We start from the raw sequence: 16,355 nt of genomic DNA on the forward strand, positions 1-16,355 counted from the left end.
ACCTCCCTATGGGATGTACTGCAGAACGTCTGGAGGCATGGGTATGGACATAGGTGAGCCCTCGCCTTGGCCCTGAGGCCGCGAAAGGGTCTTGCTCACGGTGCGCACAGTTTGAGAGACCCAGCGGAAAAAGGCGGAAAACGACGCAGCGTCGGAGTCCATCTTGAAGCTTGGCCCAATGGCGATTTCCCGAAGCGTGGCCTCATCGATGTCCGGACCACAACCTACGGTAATCACGTTGAGCACCTTGCGTTCTCTCCGCTTGAGCAGTTCTTCTCGTGGGGTTCGCCAGTCGTCGGTGGGTTTCCCGTCGGTGAGGATGAAGACGAGGGGCTTCCAGTCACCTTTTTCTCCTCCCGGAACAGCTTTCTTCACATCCCGGTCGAGGGATTCGATGAGCAGCTGAAGTGCCTGTCCAAGGGGAGTGTATCCTCCCGCCTCAAGGGGAGGAAGGGTCAGCTGGTCAATGGGCACAAGCCCCCGGGTGAGGTTCTCCACCTCTTTTCCAAAGGTGATCACTGAAACCCAGACCGTCTCCCGGGCGAAAGTGTCGTTCTCCACTTCTCGCTTGAACAGCGCCACCCCCTCCTGGAGGGCCTGAATGGGTGCTCCCGCCATGCTCCCTGAGGTGTCAAGGAGCAGGTACACCGGTAAACGACGCAGACCCTGGCTCAGTGCCACATCCATTTCTATGCGCTCTTCCATACGTCTCACCCTCCCGCAGAAGAACATAAAGAATCATGCCATCTTCCCAGCATCCTCCGCACAAGGGGAACACCAACCAGAATCGCCCCATGGGGACACACCTCCTGGCACACGAAACAGCGAATGCACCGGGTGGAGTCTATAGAAGGGAGACGAAGTCTCTCGTTCCAGCACAGGGCCTTAGGATGCGCAGGACAAACCTCAGTGCACACCCCACAACCTTTGCAGAGCTCCCGCCGGATGACTGGGTAGGGAAGGAGGAAACGGCGCACAAGGGGGAGAAAGAGTTTCCTCGAAGGAGACACCCGGGGTATCCGCAGGACCTCAAAATCTCTTTGCTCAAAGCGCCTGGGATCGTCTCCCCAGAGTACGATGGCCTCTTTTCGCCACGTCCCCAGGCCAAGGCGCTCACCCTCAGAGCAGGTGGGGACAAGAGCAGGATCAAGGTGAATCAACCGTGCCAGGGTGGCGTCAAGGGCCACGGGATCCCGGGAAAAGGCCAGAAGCCCCATGAAACGGGGTTTTCCGTTTCGGGGGCCGTTACCCTCCATCGCTACCACTGCGTCCATGACGAAGAATGCCGGACGGAGGAGACGGTTGAGATCCACGAGCATCCGGGAAAACAGTGTGGCATCAGGAATACGAAAGTGGTACTCCCCTTTCCGCACCCCTGGAACGCACCCAAGCTGGTTCTTCACCGCTCCTGTGACCCTGGTAAGTCCATGGGTTTTCCACTTTGGAAGGCTCACAAGGACGTCGTACTCCCTGACCCCCCTGGCGATGGTGAATTTCCTGTGCTGCACGCCTTCCGGAAAATCCACCTCCACCCCATGGGTAAAATCCGCGAAATCCACACCCAGAGTCCGGGCCACCTCGAGGATACCAGCCTTTTTCGCCACACTCTCAGGCGACCCGAAGGCAGGGGAATCCCCGAATCCCACCCGGTATCCCGCTTCCAGGAACACCTTCGCCACCGCTCGGAACACCGCAGGGTGAGTAGTCACAGCTCGCTCCGGAGCCTCACCTACAAGGAGATTGGGTTTGAGGAGCACGCTCTTTGCCCCGGGGCACAGCGCCCCCGGTCCCCCAAAAAGGGCAAAACCCTGGCGAACGGCTTTCTCCACCTCCTCCTCATCGTAACCTGGACAGAACACCAGGGCAACAGGGGACGACATCACTTGCAGGCCCCCTCAGGGTACGGTACAATACCGGAAAACCGGCGCCAGGGGAGGTTGTCCAATGCGCGAGAAAGTTCGCCACCTTGCCTTCACGGGTATCTTCATCGCCATGAGTGTGGTGCTCACCCGATTCGCCAGCCTCCGCATCGCTATCGGCGGCATTGAAGGCGTACGGATTGGTTTCGGGACTCTTCCCATTATCCTCAGCGGCATTCTCCTTGGACCCATTTCCGGTGCTCTCACAGGGGCCCTTGCAGACATCATCGGTTTTGTCCTCAGCCCCATGGGGCCGTATTTCCCCCACTTCACCCTGACTTCAAGCCTCTACGGAGTGATTCCAGGAGTTGTGTCGCTTCTTCCCTTCCGCTCGAAGGCTCTTCGGGTTTTCTGCGCTGTAGCCATTCCCCAGGTGGGTGTAGGGCTCTTCCTCACCCCTTATTTCCTCCATACTCTCTTCGACATGCCCTGGAAGATTCTCCTTATTCCTCGTCTTGTGAGTGTGCCACTCAACACCATTGCCTTTACTGTACTCATCCTCAGCCTCTTCCGGATACCGGCGTTTGCCGCTTTCAGTGAACATTAGGGCTCAGAGACGTTCACAGAACTCCCTGAAGCGTCGCGCCGCTACTTCGAGGTCTTCTCTCCCTGAGAAGATGCTCGAAGTCCCGGCCACAAACACATTGGCCCCGGCTCTCTTGAGCTGGGGCACGGTTTCCTCACTGATCCCCCCATCGACGGCAATATCAACGGCAACACCAAGCTCAAGGCTCATCTTTCGGATGACCTCCACTTTGGCCACGACTTCGGGGACAAACTTCTGTCCCACAAAACCCGGATCCACGGTCATGCAGAGGACAAGATCGAGGTAGGGGAGGAGATAGCGCAAAAACTCCGGGCTTGTGGAGGGGTTCAGGGCAATGCCTACTTTCTTGCCAAGCTTTTTCACCGCGTCAACCAGGTGGTGCAGCCGCGGGTTCCCCTCGGCATGAAAGGTGATACTGTCGGCTCCAAGCTGGGCAAAGAGCGAGAAGTGCGCCTCGGGGTTCACCACCATAAGGTGGACATCAAAAAAGAGCGAGGTCTGGGGACGGAGCTTCTTCAGGAGGTTGGTCCCAATGGCAAAATTGGGCACGAACACTCCATCCATGATGTCGATGTGGAGCATCTCAATTCCGGCTCGCTCGAGCTTCCGGACATCCTCAAGGAGGGCGAGGTAGTTCGCACAGTCCAGAGACGCCGAGATCTTCGTCTTCACGGGACAAGCACCACCTTCACATACGACAGCCGTCGCTCCCGCATTCCTGAAAGAAAAGCCGGCGCTTCCTCAAGACGGATGCGGTGTGAAATCAGCGGGGCAAAGGATACCCGCCCCCCGGCAGCAAGGTCAAGAACCTTCTTCCAGTCAGAATCAAGGAAGGTGAAACTCGAGTTCCAGCTCCCAAAAACCGTGAGTTCCTTTCGGAGGATGTGCCCGAAATCCGTCGGCTGGAGGGTGAGCTCTTGCTCCTGGTTCCCCAAAAGCAACACCTTCCCCTTCTTGCGCACAAGCTTCAGGGCATCCACCAGAGCTCTGGCGTTACCTGAAGCCTCAACCACAAGGTCGATGCCTTCAGGATCTGCGGGGAAAAAGGAGGGGAAAAGCGTCACGTCAAAACCCAGATTCCTTGCTAAGGCGAATTTGTGCTCGTCCACATCGTACCCGATGAGTCGCCGAATCCCCGCAAGCTTCAGCCACATCCCAAGGAGCAGCCCCACCGGTCCAAGACCGAATACGGCCGCGCTTTTCCCCATAACCTCACCCACACGCCGGACGGCATGGAACGCCACCGCCGCAGGCTCGGTGAGAGCACCTTCCTCAAAGGAAAGGTTCCCCGGAAGGGGGAGGAGATTCGCCACAGGCGCCACGACGTACTCGGCAAATGCACCGTTCTGGCGAGAGCCAAGGTACCCGTAGTCCTCACAGAGCTCATACCACCCCATTTCACAGTAGGGGCACTTCCGACAGGGAAGGAGGGGGTACACCACTACCCGTTCTCCTACCCACCGTTCATCTTCTCTCCCTCCCACAGCCACGACCTCTCCTGAAAATTCGTGTCCTGGAATGAGGGGGTAGAAGTAGGCAATGTCCCCGAAAATCCGGGGGAGATCCGAGCCACAGATGCCACAGGCCCGAACCCGGACAAGGGCCTCTCCGGGTCTCGGCTCAGGAATCGGGACTTCGGCAAGGCGCAGGCGACCCCTACCCTCAAGAACCAGCGCCTTCATAACCTGGGTCATGGGTTGACCACAACCTTGAGCCCTTCATGGGATTCGGCCACCCGGAAGGCCTCGTGGATGGCCTCAAGGGGAAAGCGGTGGGTGATGTACCAGGAAGGATGCACCATGCCTTTTGCCATCACCTGCAGGGCTTTCCTGTGATGGCGAGGAAGGCTCCCATGGGTCCCAAGGACCATGCACTCCCGGTAGTGGATGAGGTTACTCGGGATAGAGATGTTCCGGGCATCCTTTGGCAATCCACCGAAGAAATTGATTCGCGCCCGGTGACGGGCAAGGCGCAATGCCATCTCCTGGGCATCGGGAGAGGCGCAGGTGACCATCACCACATCCGCTCCTTCTCCCCCAGTCGCCTCGAAAACCTTTGCCTCAAGGTCCGGGTCGTCGGCAAGGAAATAGTGGTCGGCACCGAATTTCTTCGCCATCTCCAGGCGCCTCAAAGAACGCTGGATAACGATGATATTTGTTGCCCCCATAAAGCGGCCCATCTCAATCATCATGCACCCGATGGGACCGGCACCGATAATAAGGAGTGTATCCCCTACACCAAGCTGGCTCATCTCAAGGCCGTTGATGGCACAGGCCAGGGGTTCGGCGAGAGAAGCCTCGTCGTACGAGAGGTTCTCAGGAATCCGATGCACTGCCCCCTGGGTGACGGTCAGGGCGTTGAGGAGGATGTATTCGGCAAACCCTCCGGGGAACTGGTACCCGATGGCGTAGTTGATGGCACAGTTTGTGCCCATCCCGTTCTGGCACCAGTAGCAGGCTCCACAGGGAACATCAGCACCGATGGCCACCCGGTCCCCCACCTGGAATTTGGTCACCCCGGGGCCAACAGCCACGACATCCCCGGCGATTTCATGCCCGATAATCTGGGGGAACTTCACCCGGGGGTTCCCGAAGTGGAAAATACGGATGTCCGAGCCACAAACAGAACACGCCCGAACACGCACCAGCACTTCCCCCTCTTTTGGGGAAGGGTCGGGAACCTCCCGGATGACGAGGCGGTCGTAATCCTCAAGAACTGCGGCGCGCATACCGCGTCCCCTTCTTCAGGCGCTTTCGATTTTTCCCTCAACCCGAGTACCGTTACTCAACACATCAGAAACGGGGCACCGCTTTTCCACTTCCTTAAGGAGCGCCGCAAGGTCATCGGAGGAGAGCTTCCCCCGCACCTTCACCACGAAGCGGACAGCCAGAAACCCGGGGCGGACAACATCGTACTGTCCCATAAAGCCCCGGGGATCGAGATCTCCTTCGACCTCAATGGAAACACCCTCCACAGGCAGGTTCTTCTCCCGGGCGACAACAACCGTCACGATTCCGAGACACCCCACAAGCGACGCAAGAAGCCCCTCCACAGGATTGGGGGCGGAATCCTTCCCGCCGAGAGAGGGTGGCTCGTCAAAGCTCAGAGAGAAATGCCGCACCTTCGCGTCAACCCGCAGACCTCCAGCCCACTCACCCGAGGCACGAAACGTGAGAACTCCCATTTTGTGCTCCTCCTTCCTCTATGATCGGGGCATGCAAAGAATCTCCCGAATTTTGAGGTCAAAAAACGAATTCTGGTGGCAGGGACGAAGGAGAATTGCCGTATCCGCCCCCTTCCCGCTCCCTCCCAGGGCGATGACATCCTGGGTTGTGGGAATTGCCCCCGCGTCGGCAGCCATGATGGCCACCTCAACCGCCACCTTGAACCCCTCTGAAATCCGCCGGAAACTCTCGGCGATGACCTCAGGAATACTCAAACCCCCAAAACGCTGGCGGAACGACCGGGAAATACCACTCAGCGCATGAGACCCCTGCACCACGGCCATCCCCATGGACTCAAGGAGAGCCCGCCGCTCAGGAGAGAGAGAAATCTCGTCCCCTCCGGAAAACCCGGCATGGTACGTGCACACCACGATTTTCCCCTGGTACCCTTCCTGGCGCGCCTTCTCCCCAAGACGAAGGGCAGTCTCTCCAGAACTCGAAGCCACCACAAGGTAGGCGATGCCGCCCTCCTTTGCCCTCTTCACTGCACACTCCAGGGCTTTCTCCGTATTCTGAGGACCCGGAGCTTCAAAATACCATACAGTCCGCTCCTTCATCCTCCTCCCTCCTCACTGGTGGAGTTCGAGCATCTCTCCGGTCTCCATGTAATAGATGCGCTCGGTAATGTTCGTGATATGGTCGCCGATGCGCTCGAGGTACCGGGCAATCATGAGAATCCAGATGGCCTGGCGGGCCACCTTAGGGTCAGCTTCAATACTCTGCACCACATCCTCATGAATGGCCCGGTACAGGGCATCCACCTGAGCATCGGCATCGACCACTTTCTGGACGATGCCCAGGTCCCGGCGGAGAAAGGCGGTGATGGTTTCCTCGAGCATATGGACGACGATTTCCGCCATTTTGGGGACCTCGACGAAGGGCCGAAAGACGGGGTTCTCCGCAAGGCGGATGCTGAACTTGGCGATGTCGATGGAGTAGTCCCCGATACGCTCCACATCGGTAATGATTTTCAAAATAGCAGCAATCACCCGCAGGTCTTTCGCCACCGGCTGCTGCAGGGCAATCATGCGGAGACACTTCTCCTCGATTTTGAAGTTGTAATCGTCCACAACGTCATCGAGGGCGATGACCTCTCTTGCCTTCTCAACATCCCGCTCCTTCAGGGACTCCACCGCCATCTGGAGCATCTTCTCTGCCGCATGGGTCATGCTCACCAGGTCTTCCTGGAGCTCGGTGAGCTGCCGCACAAAGTGCTCTCGCAGAATCTGCATACCCAACCTCCCAGAGATTTGCCACTATTAAATCAAATATCGAGGAGTTTCGCCACCCTCTTCTCAAGGTCACAGAGGGCAACCGTTGGTCTTCCACTCAAAAGACCACACACCTCTCCAGGATTCACAAGGATTGTTTTTCCCTCCTCTTTGATGATTGCCTCGTGGGTGTGGCCGTACACCACGAGGTCGTAGTGACCGCTTGCAAAGGCGAGCTTTGCTGGCTGGTAGAAATGGGAAACGAAAATCCGAAAACCCCGCTCTTCGAGTTCCAGGAAGGGGGCTTTGATCCGCCCTTCGGACTTCTGGAAAATCCCCAGGATCTCCCCGTCGTTGTTGCCCAGCACCCCAAACCAGGGGATGGTGAGTTCCGCAAGGACCGCCACTGAGAATGGTGCCACGTAGTCTCCAGCATGAATGATGAGCTCAGCCCCTTCCTCCTGCAGGACCTTCAGAGCCCTCCGGAGTTCGGTCAGATGGTCGTGACTGTCGGAAAGCACTCCTACCCGCACCCGCCCCACCTCCTCAGAACTCCTCCCAGTGGAGAACCTCTCGCAGCTCCCGCTTGAATATATGGCCCTTTGGCACCTCAGCCGGATACCCTATGGCAATAAGGCTCACCAGGCGGTACCCTTCCGGAACCCCCAGAAGGCGGCGCACTTCCTCCGCATAAGGCTTTTTGTCCCCCGCCACCCAGCAGGACCCAAGGCCAAGGGCCCAGGAAGCGAGAAGAATGTTCTCCGTCGCCGCACACCCATCCTCAAGGTAGTACTTGGTCTCCTTGCAGAATACCGCAACGAGAACCGGAGCCTCACGGATGAACTTCCCGTAATCGGTGAGTCTGGCAACTTCCTCGCGCTTTTTCTGGTCCGTCACCACCACGAACTCCCAGGGTTGGAGATTGTTCGCCGAAGGAGCAAGCCGGGCACAGTCGATAATGGTTTCGATTTTCTCCCGCTCCACCGCCTGCGGAGCGAAGCGCCGGATAGAACGGCGAGTCCTCAATGCTTCCAGAGCATCCATCGCCTTCCCTCCTCTCCTCCAAGGAGCTTCAGCTGCTCATACATCCGTTTCTTCTCCGAGACACTGACCTGCATCCGTCCCACAATCTGGGAGAAGAAGTCAATGGTCGTATCGTAGACCTTGCGGTCCACAGGAAAGGGGGTACCGTCTTTACCTCCATGGGCAAAGGAAAAGCTCACCGGGTCGGTGTAGCTTGGAGGTGTCCCGAGAACCACCTCTGCGGTGAGCGCCAGTGCCCTCAGGGTCTTGGGTCCAACACCCCGGGAGGCCAGAACCTCGAGGAAACTCCCCGGCTTCTGCTCGCAAAGGAGTGCCAGGGTCTTCTCCATCCGGGAAAGGTCAAAGTCTTCCTCCCGGATGTGATGGCGGCGGGGAAGGACAAGATGCCGGAGCGCATCAGAGACAGTTTTCCGGAGGACAGAAAAGCCTTCCCCAAGCATCGCCACGATACCCTCCTGACAGGGCTTGCTCTCCCGGGCTACGAGGTTCAGGACCTCCGCCTCCCGAACGCCACAGATTCCCGCATGGGGTTCGCAGGTGAAATCCTCCACGCGTTCTCCCAGCCAGTGGTACCTCCGGGCAAAGCGGGTGTCGGGATTCATCCCCTGCTGGACCACGGACCACTTTCCTGAGGAGGTGAAGAAAAACACGTGGTGGTAGAGGGTATACCCATCCTGCAGGGCGGTGTTATCGATTTTAGCGCTGAGCCTGCTGTAGGCGACGAACTCTTCCCCAAAAGAAAGTGCATCCTTTTCGGCATGGTGCAGGATTTCCTCAGGAGTTTTCCTCGAAGTTCCTCCCTTCCCCCCGCAGATGTAAAGCCCCAGGTCTTTCTCCTTTCCCCGGACGGCCTCCTTCAGTGCTCCGCAGAGGGTCGTGGTGAGGCCGCTTGAGTGCCAGTCAAACCCAAGGAGGCACCCCAGGGACTGGAAGAACACCGGGTCGGCAATGCGACGGAGGAATTCCTCAGGTCCAAAGAGCGCAACGATAGCCTCAATAATGCACCCGCCAAGCCTTTTCATTCGCTCGAAGAGCCATGGAGGGCACTGCCCCCCATGGAGTGGCAGGTCAGCGAAACCACTTCGCTTCATGCTCACCTCACGTCACAGCTTGTACCCGAATTTCCTGAGGAGGACCTTCCGCGCTGCAATGTCCCCTTCGGTCTCCACTCCCTTGGTCTTCAGTCCGTCCACCACCCCGAGGACTCCCCTCCCCTGCTCTGTTTCCACAAGGATGACCTGAATGGGATTGGCACTGGCGCAGAAAATGCGACACACCTCGGGGACCATTTTCACGGCATTGAGCACATTAATAGGATACCCCTCTTTGAGGAAAATCACAAACACATGCCCTGCCGAAAGCAAAAGAGCGTTTTTCTTCGCCAGCTCCACAAGCTCCTCATCATTCCCACTGTACCGCACAAGACAGGGTCCAGAAGACTCGCAGAAGGCAATACCGAACTTGAGGTGCGGGGAAGAGGTCGCAAGGGCCTCGTGGAGGTCTTCCACGGTCTTGATGAAGTGCGCCTGTCCGAGAATGACGTTGTACCCTTTAGGGTTTTCAAGGGCCACAAGCTTCAGTTCCACGTTCTATCCCCCCACACGAAGATTTTTCGAATCTCAAAGGCCAGGAAGGACAAAAGAGAAAAGCCCAGGGCGAACATCCACTGCCAGAACGTCAAAAAATGTGTGTCGAAAATCTCCCGAAGGAAAGGGACAAAGACGGTGAGCAACACCACACTGAGGGAAATCCCGCAGGCTTCAAGGAGGAAAAGATTGGTCCTTGGATCCACCTTCCAGGCGTTCAGGCGCTCCGAGCGAAAGCTGTACGCCCTCCAGAGCTCCCCAAGAGAAAGCGTGACAAAGGCGATGGTCCTTGCAGTATGAAGCCCCCAAAGACGCAAACCCAGGACAAAAGCGACCACCACCGCCAGAGTGATAAAGGCCGCTCCGAAGAGAACAGTCCGCAGGTACAGGGGGGTCAGAATGCCTTCTTTGGGATGGCGAGGCGGACGGGTCATGAGGTCGGGCTCGGGGACCTCAACCCCCAGGGCCAGGGCGGGGAGTCCGTCGGTGACGAGGTTCACAAGGAGAATCTGCACCGGCGCAAGCGGTCGGGAAAGCCCAAGGAGAATCGGGACGAAGACCGATCCGATTTCCCCGAGATTGCAGGAGAGAAGGTACACCACAAACTTCCGGATGTTGTCGAAAATCATTCTCCCCTCCTTCACCGCCCGCACAATGGTGGCGAAATTGTCATCAGCAAGCACCATATCGGCGACTTCTTTAGCCACGTCCGTTCCGGTGATACCCATGGCGATACCGATATCAGCCTTCTTGAGAGCCGGAGCATCGTTCACTCCGTCTCCTGTCATGGCTACAACTTCGCCATTCTCCTGCAACGCCTCAACAATGCGGAGCTTCTGTTCCGGCCAGACCCGGGCAAAAACTTTGGTTCTTGTGATTCGCTCCCGTAACTCTTCGCGGGAAAGGCGCTCGAGCTCCTGCCCCGTGAGGACCTCATCCCCATCATCAAGCAGACCCAGTTCCCGGGCAATGGCTGAGGCCGTGAGCGCACTGTCGCCGGTAATCATGATGGTCCTGATTCCCGCTCCCTTCGCTTCAGCAAGTGCTCCGTAAACTTCTTTCCGCGGCGGGTCCATCATCCCTACAAGCCCCACGAACACCAGGTCCTCTTCCTTCCCTTCGTCGAGCTTCCCATCAGGAAGCTCACGGAAGGCAAAGGCCAGAACCCTCAGGGCCTCTTCTGCCATGGACGCAAGCTCCGTGACAACTCTTTTCCGTTCCTCTTCTCCAAGGGGGAAAATACCTCCCTCGGCCTCATACCAGGAACACCGCTCAAGGAGAATCTCGGGAGCTCCCTTGACGAAAAGGAGATACCGCCCGTCAAAAAGGTGGAGCGTGGTCATTCGCTTCCGGGCAGAATCAAAGGGAATCTCATCAAGACGAGGGTGGTTTATTCGGAGTTCCTGCCAGGGAAAGCCCTGGCGTTTTGCATACTCAAGGAGGGCAACCTCTGTGGGGTCACCGGAGGAGGATCCTTCCCCCAGGAAGGCATCGTTACAGAGCGTGGCAATCGTCAAAAGCCGCCCAAGATCCTGACCAAAGGTCCACGCCTTTCGAACCACCATCCGGTTCTCAGTGAGCGTCCCGGTTTTGTCCGTACAGATGTACGTGGTGCAACCCAGGGTCTCAACGGCAGGAAGTTTCCGCACGATCGCGTGGTGCCTGCTCATCCGGAAAACCCCAAGGGCCAGCACTACCGTCACCACTGCAGGGAGTCCCTCCGGAATCGCCGCCACCGCGAGGCTCACTGCAGTCATGAACATCTCAAAGGGCGGCTCTCCCCGCAATTCCCCAAGGAGGAACACCAGGGCACAGATACCGATGGTTAGAAGCCCAAGGAGTTTCCCCAACCCGGCAAGACGCTTCTGCAGGGGGGTAACGGTCTCCTCCTCTTCCTCAAGGAGGGCGGCAATCTTCCCGATTTCCCGTGCCATCCCTGTGGCCACCACAATGCCCTTCCCCCGCCCGTACGTGACGACCGTCCCGGAAAACGCCATATTCACCCGCTCAGGAAGCGGGGTATCCTCGGGGAGTACTTCGGTAGCCTTCTCCACAGGAACAGACTCACCGGTGAGGCTGGCCTCGTCAATCCGGAGTGCTTTGGCTTCAAGGAGGCGGAGGTCTGCAGGAACGATATCGCCCTCCCGAAGCACAACGATATCCCCAGGAACAAGGAGCTCCGTGCTCACTCTCTTTGGCACTCCCGAGCGTATGACCTCGCATTCCGGGACGCTCATTTTCTTGAGGGCTTCCAGGGCTTTTCCCGCCCGGTATTCCTGGAACACCCCGAGGCAGGCGTTGACGACGAGGATGGCCACAATGACCAGAGAATCCGTCACCTCGCCCAGTACAAGGGAAATCACCGCTGCCCCAAGGAGGATGAGTACCAGGAAATCCCGGAACTGCTCGAAGAACATGGCCAGGATGCTCTTGCCTTTCTTTTTCAGAAGAACATTGGGTCCGTACTGGAGCAGGCGAGTTCTGGCCTCTTCCTCTGAAAGCCCCTGCACCGTATCCGTTCCAAGGGTTTTCGCCACCTCATCCCAGGAAAGGGCGTGCCACTTCACTCCCTCTTGAGCCATGGCAGAACCTCCTCGAGAATTCCTCCGAATCGCTGCACGAGACCTTTCTTCTTTTCCTCCTCCACGCCCTCCTTCTTCCCCACAATCTCCTCGACGAATCCCTGCAAAGCGGCATCAAAACCGATGTCGTATCCCTCTTTCTGACTTTTGTACCACTTGTAGTCCATGATGTAGGCAAAAATATCCGCAAGGCTTTTCTCCGGGAAAGCCTCTTCAAGTCCCTTCTCCACGATAGCCTGAACCGCCGGGGTGTACACACAGAGGAACCAGTTGAGCGCTGCCTCTTTGAGGGGAACCTTCCGCCCCAAAAAGAGCTCCATACGCTGGGCGTAGTCCTTAATGTAGTTGAGGAACGAGTCGTAGTGCCGGGGTTCACTGGCATCGATTCCCTTGAGACCCGTGAGATTTTCAAATTCCGCCCGCTTTGCCCGAAGGGTCTTGCTTTCCCGGCGCTCTGATGGGAAAAATTCAATCACCTCAGCGTCGATGAACTCCATACCGAGCTCCTTCGCCACCGCTACCCGGTGGTTCCCATCAAGGACGTAGTACTCGTCCCCAACTTTGTACACGATAATCGGCGGGAGGATTTCCCCCCGCTCCATGGCCCGCCGGATCCGGTAGTAACGGACATCGGGGTTTCGCAGGCGGAACCCCGGAAGAAGGTCTGCAGCCCGTCCTACGCTCCCCACGATGCGGTCCACGGGGATGGGATGCACACCCCGGTACACCCGAGAAGAGAGGTTGAGCTTTTTCGAAATCGCTCCAAACGCCTTAACTGGCTGACTACTCTTTTTTGCCAGAGGCACTGCACTCAGCTCCTTACTCCACAAGCCAGGTCTCCGGGTTGAACGACCCGAAAAGGCCAAGGAGGACGTCGATTTTCCCCAGCACCAGCATAACCCCCAAACTTATAAGAAGGATGCCGCTTACAAGTTCCACGATTCTTCCTCCTTTTTGCAGACGGCGCAGCACGCCCGTCATCCATCCCCACCCTGCCCCAAGGAGCAGAAAGGGGAGGGCAAGGCCAAGGGCGTACACGAGGAGCAACAACCCCCCTTCCCACACCCGTCCAAGCGCGGAGACGTAAAGGAGAATAGACCCGAGCACCGGACCCACACAGGGAGTCCAGCCCAGACCAAAGGAGACCCCAAGGAGAAGACTCCGGAGAACCCCGAAAGACGCCTCAAAACGAAGGCGCCGTTCTGCATAGAGCGCTCGAATTTTCACTGCCCCCAGCACCTGAAGCCCAAAGAGGATGATGACAGCTCCCGCAATCCGGGTGAACCAGAACCGGTAACGGAAAAACGCCCCTCCAAGCATTGACGCTCCAATACCCAAAAGCACAAATACCCCGACAAACCCCAGAACGAAGAACACCGTGTGGAAGAGGGTAGCGCGACGGTCACGCTCAAGCGCTTCCACGCCCACAACGTACCCAAGGTAGGCCGGGGCAATGGCCAGGACACAGGGTGAGAGAAAAGACAGAACGCCAGCACCGAAACTCACAAGAACGTTCAGCTGGGACACGGAGCACCACTCCCCTGTTTTCAAGAATTATACCCTCTTTCCTCCAGGACACCAAATACTTCTCCATTCCTCTTGCGCATCCCTCCTCCTTCATGTATACTACATTTAGTGTTTACAGTGAACAAAAAACCCTATATATTGGTGAGAAGCATGCGGTGTCCGTACTGTGGCGCAGAGGATTCAAAGGTGATTGATTCCCGGGAGGTCGAGGGAGGCGCCGAGGTTCGCCGCCGGAGGGAATGCCCCACCTGCCACCGCCGCTTCACGACCTACGAGCGGTATGAACGGAAACCCCTCCGGGTCATCAAGAAGAACGGGACGAGAGAGCTCTTCGACCGGAAGAAAATCCTCAACGGCCTCATGAAAGCCTGCGAAAAGCGGCCGGTATCGTCTGAAGAGCTGGAGCGGATTGTGGACGACATCGAGCGGGAACTCCAGGAAGAGGGGTACGAGGAGGTTCCCTCTTCCCGAATCGGAGAGAAGGTGATGGAGAAGCTCAAAGCCCTTGACCAGGTGGCGTATGTCCGTTTTGCCTCGGTGTACCGGGAGTTCCGGGACATCGACCAGTTCATGGAAATCGTGCTCTCCTTAAGCAGGGAACAGAATGCTTCAAAGGGGGAATCGGTATGACAGATATTGTGAACCTCTTAACGCCGCGAGAAGTCCGGAAAAGGGATGGGCGCGTCGTCCCCTTTGACCGGCAGCGCATTGAGCGAGCCATCTACAAGGCCTTCCAGGCAGTGGGCGAAGAGAACGAGGCCACTCCGCGGGAACTGAGCATCATCGTCACCCAGAAGCTCTTCGAAAAGTTCGGGCAGGATACGGTGGTGGATATTGAAACCATTCAGGATGTGGTGGAGGAGACCCTGATTGAGTATGGGTTTGCCAAAGTTGCCAAAGCGTACATCCTCTATCGCCGGAAACGCCAGGAGGCAAGAGAAGCCCTGAAAGTTGTGGTGGACGTGGAGAAAATCGTTCAGGAATACCTCCTCAAGGCCGACTGGCGGACCCAGGAGAACTCCAACACCACCTACTCATACCCGGGGCTTGTGCTCCATGTTGCTGGATCGGTCATGGCCCACTATACCTTAAACCGCATCTACCCCGATGAAGTCCGGGAAGCCCACGTGAACGGGGACATCCACATCCACGACCTCTCCTATGGTCTTGCCGGATACTGCGCCGGGTGGTCGCTTGAGGAACTCATCCGGGAGGGCTTTGGCGGGGTCAAGGATAAGATTGCCGCTGGACCAGCAAAACACCTCTCGGCCCTCACTGGGCAAATGGTGAACTTCCTGGGAACGATGCAGATGGAGTTCGCCGGGGCCCAGGCTTTCAACTCTGTGGACACCTACCTTGCGCCTTTCGTACGATATGACCGCCTCTCGTACCAGGCGGTGAAGCAGCTCATCCAGCAGATGGTCTTCGCCATGAATGTGCCGTCTCGCTGGGGAAGCCAGGCGCCGTTCATCAATTTCTCCTTTGACTGGATTGTGCCCGAGGATATGAAGGATCGCCCGGTCATCGTCGGCGGGGAAGAACGACCAGACCTTGGAACGTACGGAGATTACCAGAAGGAAATGGACATGATTAACAGGGCGTTCCTTGAGGTTATGCTTGAGGGTGACTACGAAGGAAGGGTCTTCTCCTTCCCCATTCCCACCTACAACATCACCCCCGACTTCCCCTGGGATTCAGAGAACGCGCGGCTTCTTTTTGAGCTCACTGCAAAGTACGGGGTCCCGTACTTCCAGAACTTCATCTCGAGCAACCTCCGTCCCGGTGATGTGCGCTCCATGTGCTGCCGCCTGCAACTTGACTTAAGGACCCTGCGGAACCGCTGTGGAGGGCTCTTTGGCTCTGCGGACAAAACTGGATCCATTGGGGTCGTCACCATCAATCTCCCCCGCATTGGCTATCTGAGCAAAACTGAAGAGGAATTCTTCACCCGCCTCAAGCGGATGATGTACATTGCGAAAACGGCCCTCGAAATCAAACGTAAGGTCATCGAGCGGAACCTTAAAAACGGCCTCTTCCCGTATACCCGCCGGTACCTCGGCACATTCCGGAACCACTTCTCCACCATTGGCCTTGTGGGGATGAACGAGGCTTGCCTGAACTTCCTTGGGGTCTCCATTGCTCATCCGGAAGGAAAGGCCTTTGCGGTGAAGGTCCTTGAGTTCATGCGGGAGAAACTTGCCGATTTCCAGGAGGAAACGGGTAACCTCTACAACCTCGAAGCCACTCCCGCCGAAAGCGCAAGCTACCGTCTGGCCCGGATTGACCGCCGGATTTTCCCTGACATCATCACCGCTGGGGAATCAGAACCCTATTACACCAACAGCACTCATCTTCCGGTCGACTATACCGACGACCCCTTCGAAGCTTTAGAGCACCAGAAAGACCTCCAGGTCCTCTACACCGGTGGGACGGTCTTCCACACATTCCTTTCTGAGATGCCTGATCCCGAAGCAGTGAAGCGGTTCGTACGGCGGGTCTTCGAGAACTACCCCATCCCGTACCTCACCATCACCCCCACCTTCTCGGTCTGCCCAAAGCACGGGTACCTCAAGGGAAAAGTCACCGTATGTCCCAAATGCGGTGAGGAAACGGAGGTCTACTCCCGGGTTGTGGGGTACTACCGCCCGGTGCAGCGGTGGAACCGGGGAAAGCAGGAGGAATTCGCCGAGCGCAAAGAATACGCGCTGAGGTGAC

At 57.4% G+C, this 16,355-nt stretch carries 18 protein-coding genes; 3 read left to right on the forward strand and 15 right to left on the reverse strand.

The features are described 5' to 3' along the window. Positions 1-6: 6 nt before the first annotated feature. Positions 7-705 (reverse strand): VWA domain-containing protein, encoded by a 699-nt coding sequence (locus ACPT9Q_RS01575; protein ID WP_017872427.1) that lies wholly within the window; start codon positions 703-705, stop codon positions 7-9. A 5-nt stretch (positions 706-710) separates the two neighbouring features. Then, on the reverse strand, positions 711-1,880 hold the full coding sequence (locus ACPT9Q_RS01580) for a DUF362 domain-containing protein (RefSeq protein ID WP_017872426.1): 1,170 nt from the start codon (positions 1,878-1,880) through the stop codon (positions 711-713). A 64-nt stretch (positions 1,881-1,944) separates the two neighbouring features. Here ACPT9Q_RS01580 and ACPT9Q_RS01585 point away from each other — a divergent pair, with 64 nt between their 5' ends. Continuing rightward, positions 1,945-2,466, forward strand: a complete 522-nt coding sequence (locus ACPT9Q_RS01585) for a folate family ECF transporter S component (protein WP_017872425.1) — start codon at positions 1,945-1,947, stop codon at positions 2,464-2,466. 3 nt (positions 2,467-2,469) lie between these two features. On the opposite strand, the gene rpe is transcribed toward ACPT9Q_RS01585, so the two are convergent. Genes rpe through ACPT9Q_RS01650 form a run of 13 tightly spaced genes read right to left on the reverse strand, consistent with a single transcriptional unit; the run spans position 2,470 to position 13,640 of the window. After that, positions 2,470-3,138, reverse strand: coding sequence for a ribulose-phosphate 3-epimerase (gene rpe / locus ACPT9Q_RS01590; RefSeq protein ID WP_017872424.1), 669 nt, complete (start codon positions 3,136-3,138; stop codon positions 2,470-2,472). Further along, positions 3,135-4,160 (reverse strand): alcohol dehydrogenase catalytic domain-containing protein, encoded by a 1,026-nt coding sequence (locus tag ACPT9Q_RS01595; RefSeq protein ID WP_017872423.1) that lies wholly within the window; start codon positions 4,158-4,160, stop codon positions 3,135-3,137. Before ACPT9Q_RS01595 ends, rpe begins: the two co-directional genes overlap by 4 nt. Further along, on the reverse strand, positions 4,157-5,194 hold the full coding sequence (locus ACPT9Q_RS01600; RefSeq protein ID WP_017872422.1) for an alcohol dehydrogenase catalytic domain-containing protein: 1,038 nt from the start codon (positions 5,192-5,194) through the stop codon (positions 4,157-4,159). The genes ACPT9Q_RS01595 and ACPT9Q_RS01600 overlap by 4 nt, the downstream gene beginning before the upstream one ends. A gap of 15 nt (positions 5,195-5,209) precedes the next feature. Further along, positions 5,210-5,650: an OsmC family protein gene (locus ACPT9Q_RS01605; protein ID WP_017872421.1), complete on the reverse strand. Its 441-nt coding sequence runs from the start codon at positions 5,648-5,650 to the stop codon at positions 5,210-5,212. Between the two features lie 18 nt (positions 5,651-5,668). Next, complete coding sequence (locus ACPT9Q_RS01610) at positions 5,669-6,247, reverse strand: pyruvate kinase alpha/beta domain-containing protein (protein WP_427366063.1); 579 nt, start codon at positions 6,245-6,247, stop codon at positions 5,669-5,671. Positions 6,248-6,259: 12 nt separating this feature from the next. Then, positions 6,260-6,922, reverse strand: a complete 663-nt coding sequence (phoU, locus tag ACPT9Q_RS01615) for a phosphate signaling complex protein PhoU (protein ID WP_017872419.1) — start codon at positions 6,920-6,922, stop codon at positions 6,260-6,262. Positions 6,923-6,954: 32 nt separating this feature from the next. Further along, the gene (locus ACPT9Q_RS01620; protein WP_427366064.1) at positions 6,955-7,443 is read right to left on the reverse strand and encodes a metallophosphoesterase; all 489 of its coding nucleotides are present in this window, start codon (positions 7,441-7,443) and stop codon (positions 6,955-6,957) included. 4 nt (positions 7,444-7,447) lie between these two features. After that, on the reverse strand, positions 7,448-7,945 hold the full coding sequence (locus ACPT9Q_RS01625; protein ID WP_017872417.1) for a nitroreductase family protein: 498 nt from the start codon (positions 7,943-7,945) through the stop codon (positions 7,448-7,450). Continuing rightward, positions 7,924-9,036 carry a DUF763 domain-containing protein gene (locus ACPT9Q_RS01630; RefSeq protein ID WP_026137200.1) on the reverse strand — a complete coding sequence of 371 codons (1,113 nt, stop codon included), beginning with the start codon at positions 9,034-9,036 and terminating at the stop codon, positions 7,924-7,926. Before ACPT9Q_RS01630 ends, ACPT9Q_RS01625 begins: the two co-directional genes overlap by 22 nt. 12 nt (positions 9,037-9,048) lie before the next feature. Further along, positions 9,049-9,531, reverse strand: coding sequence for an adenosine-specific kinase (locus tag ACPT9Q_RS01635; RefSeq protein ID WP_017872415.1), 483 nt, complete (start codon positions 9,529-9,531; stop codon positions 9,049-9,051). Further along, on the reverse strand, positions 9,522-12,113 hold the full coding sequence (locus tag ACPT9Q_RS01640) for a calcium-translocating P-type ATPase, SERCA-type (RefSeq protein WP_427366065.1): 2,592 nt from the start codon (positions 12,111-12,113) through the stop codon (positions 9,522-9,524). Before ACPT9Q_RS01640 ends, ACPT9Q_RS01635 begins: the two co-directional genes overlap by 10 nt. After that, positions 12,095-12,919, reverse strand: a complete 825-nt coding sequence (locus ACPT9Q_RS01645) for a DUF4032 domain-containing protein (RefSeq protein WP_017872413.1) — start codon at positions 12,917-12,919, stop codon at positions 12,095-12,097. Before ACPT9Q_RS01645 ends, ACPT9Q_RS01640 begins: the two co-directional genes overlap by 19 nt. A 13-nt stretch (positions 12,920-12,932) precedes the next feature. Then, positions 12,933-13,640 (reverse strand): cytochrome c biogenesis protein CcdA, encoded by a 708-nt coding sequence (locus ACPT9Q_RS01650; RefSeq protein ID WP_026137199.1) that lies wholly within the window; start codon positions 13,638-13,640, stop codon positions 12,933-12,935. 150 nt (positions 13,641-13,790) lie between these two features. Here ACPT9Q_RS01650 and nrdR point away from each other — a divergent pair, with 150 nt between their 5' ends. Further along, a complete protein-coding gene (gene nrdR, locus ACPT9Q_RS01655) occupies positions 13,791-14,270 on the forward strand; it encodes a transcriptional regulator NrdR (RefSeq protein WP_427366066.1) in 480 nt (159 codons plus the stop codon). Continuing rightward, the gene (locus ACPT9Q_RS01660) at positions 14,267-16,354 is read left to right on the forward strand and encodes a ribonucleoside triphosphate reductase (protein ID WP_427366067.1); all 2,088 of its coding nucleotides are present in this window, start codon (positions 14,267-14,269) and stop codon (positions 16,352-16,354) included. Before nrdR ends, ACPT9Q_RS01660 begins: the two co-directional genes overlap by 4 nt. Position 16,355: the final 1 nt, after the last annotated feature.

The organism is Candidatus Caldatribacterium saccharofermentans, assembly GCF_050267035.1.
In the GTDB taxonomy this organism is placed as follows: domain Bacteria; phylum Atribacterota; class Atribacteria; order Atribacterales; family Caldatribacteriaceae; genus Caldatribacterium; species Caldatribacterium saccharofermentans.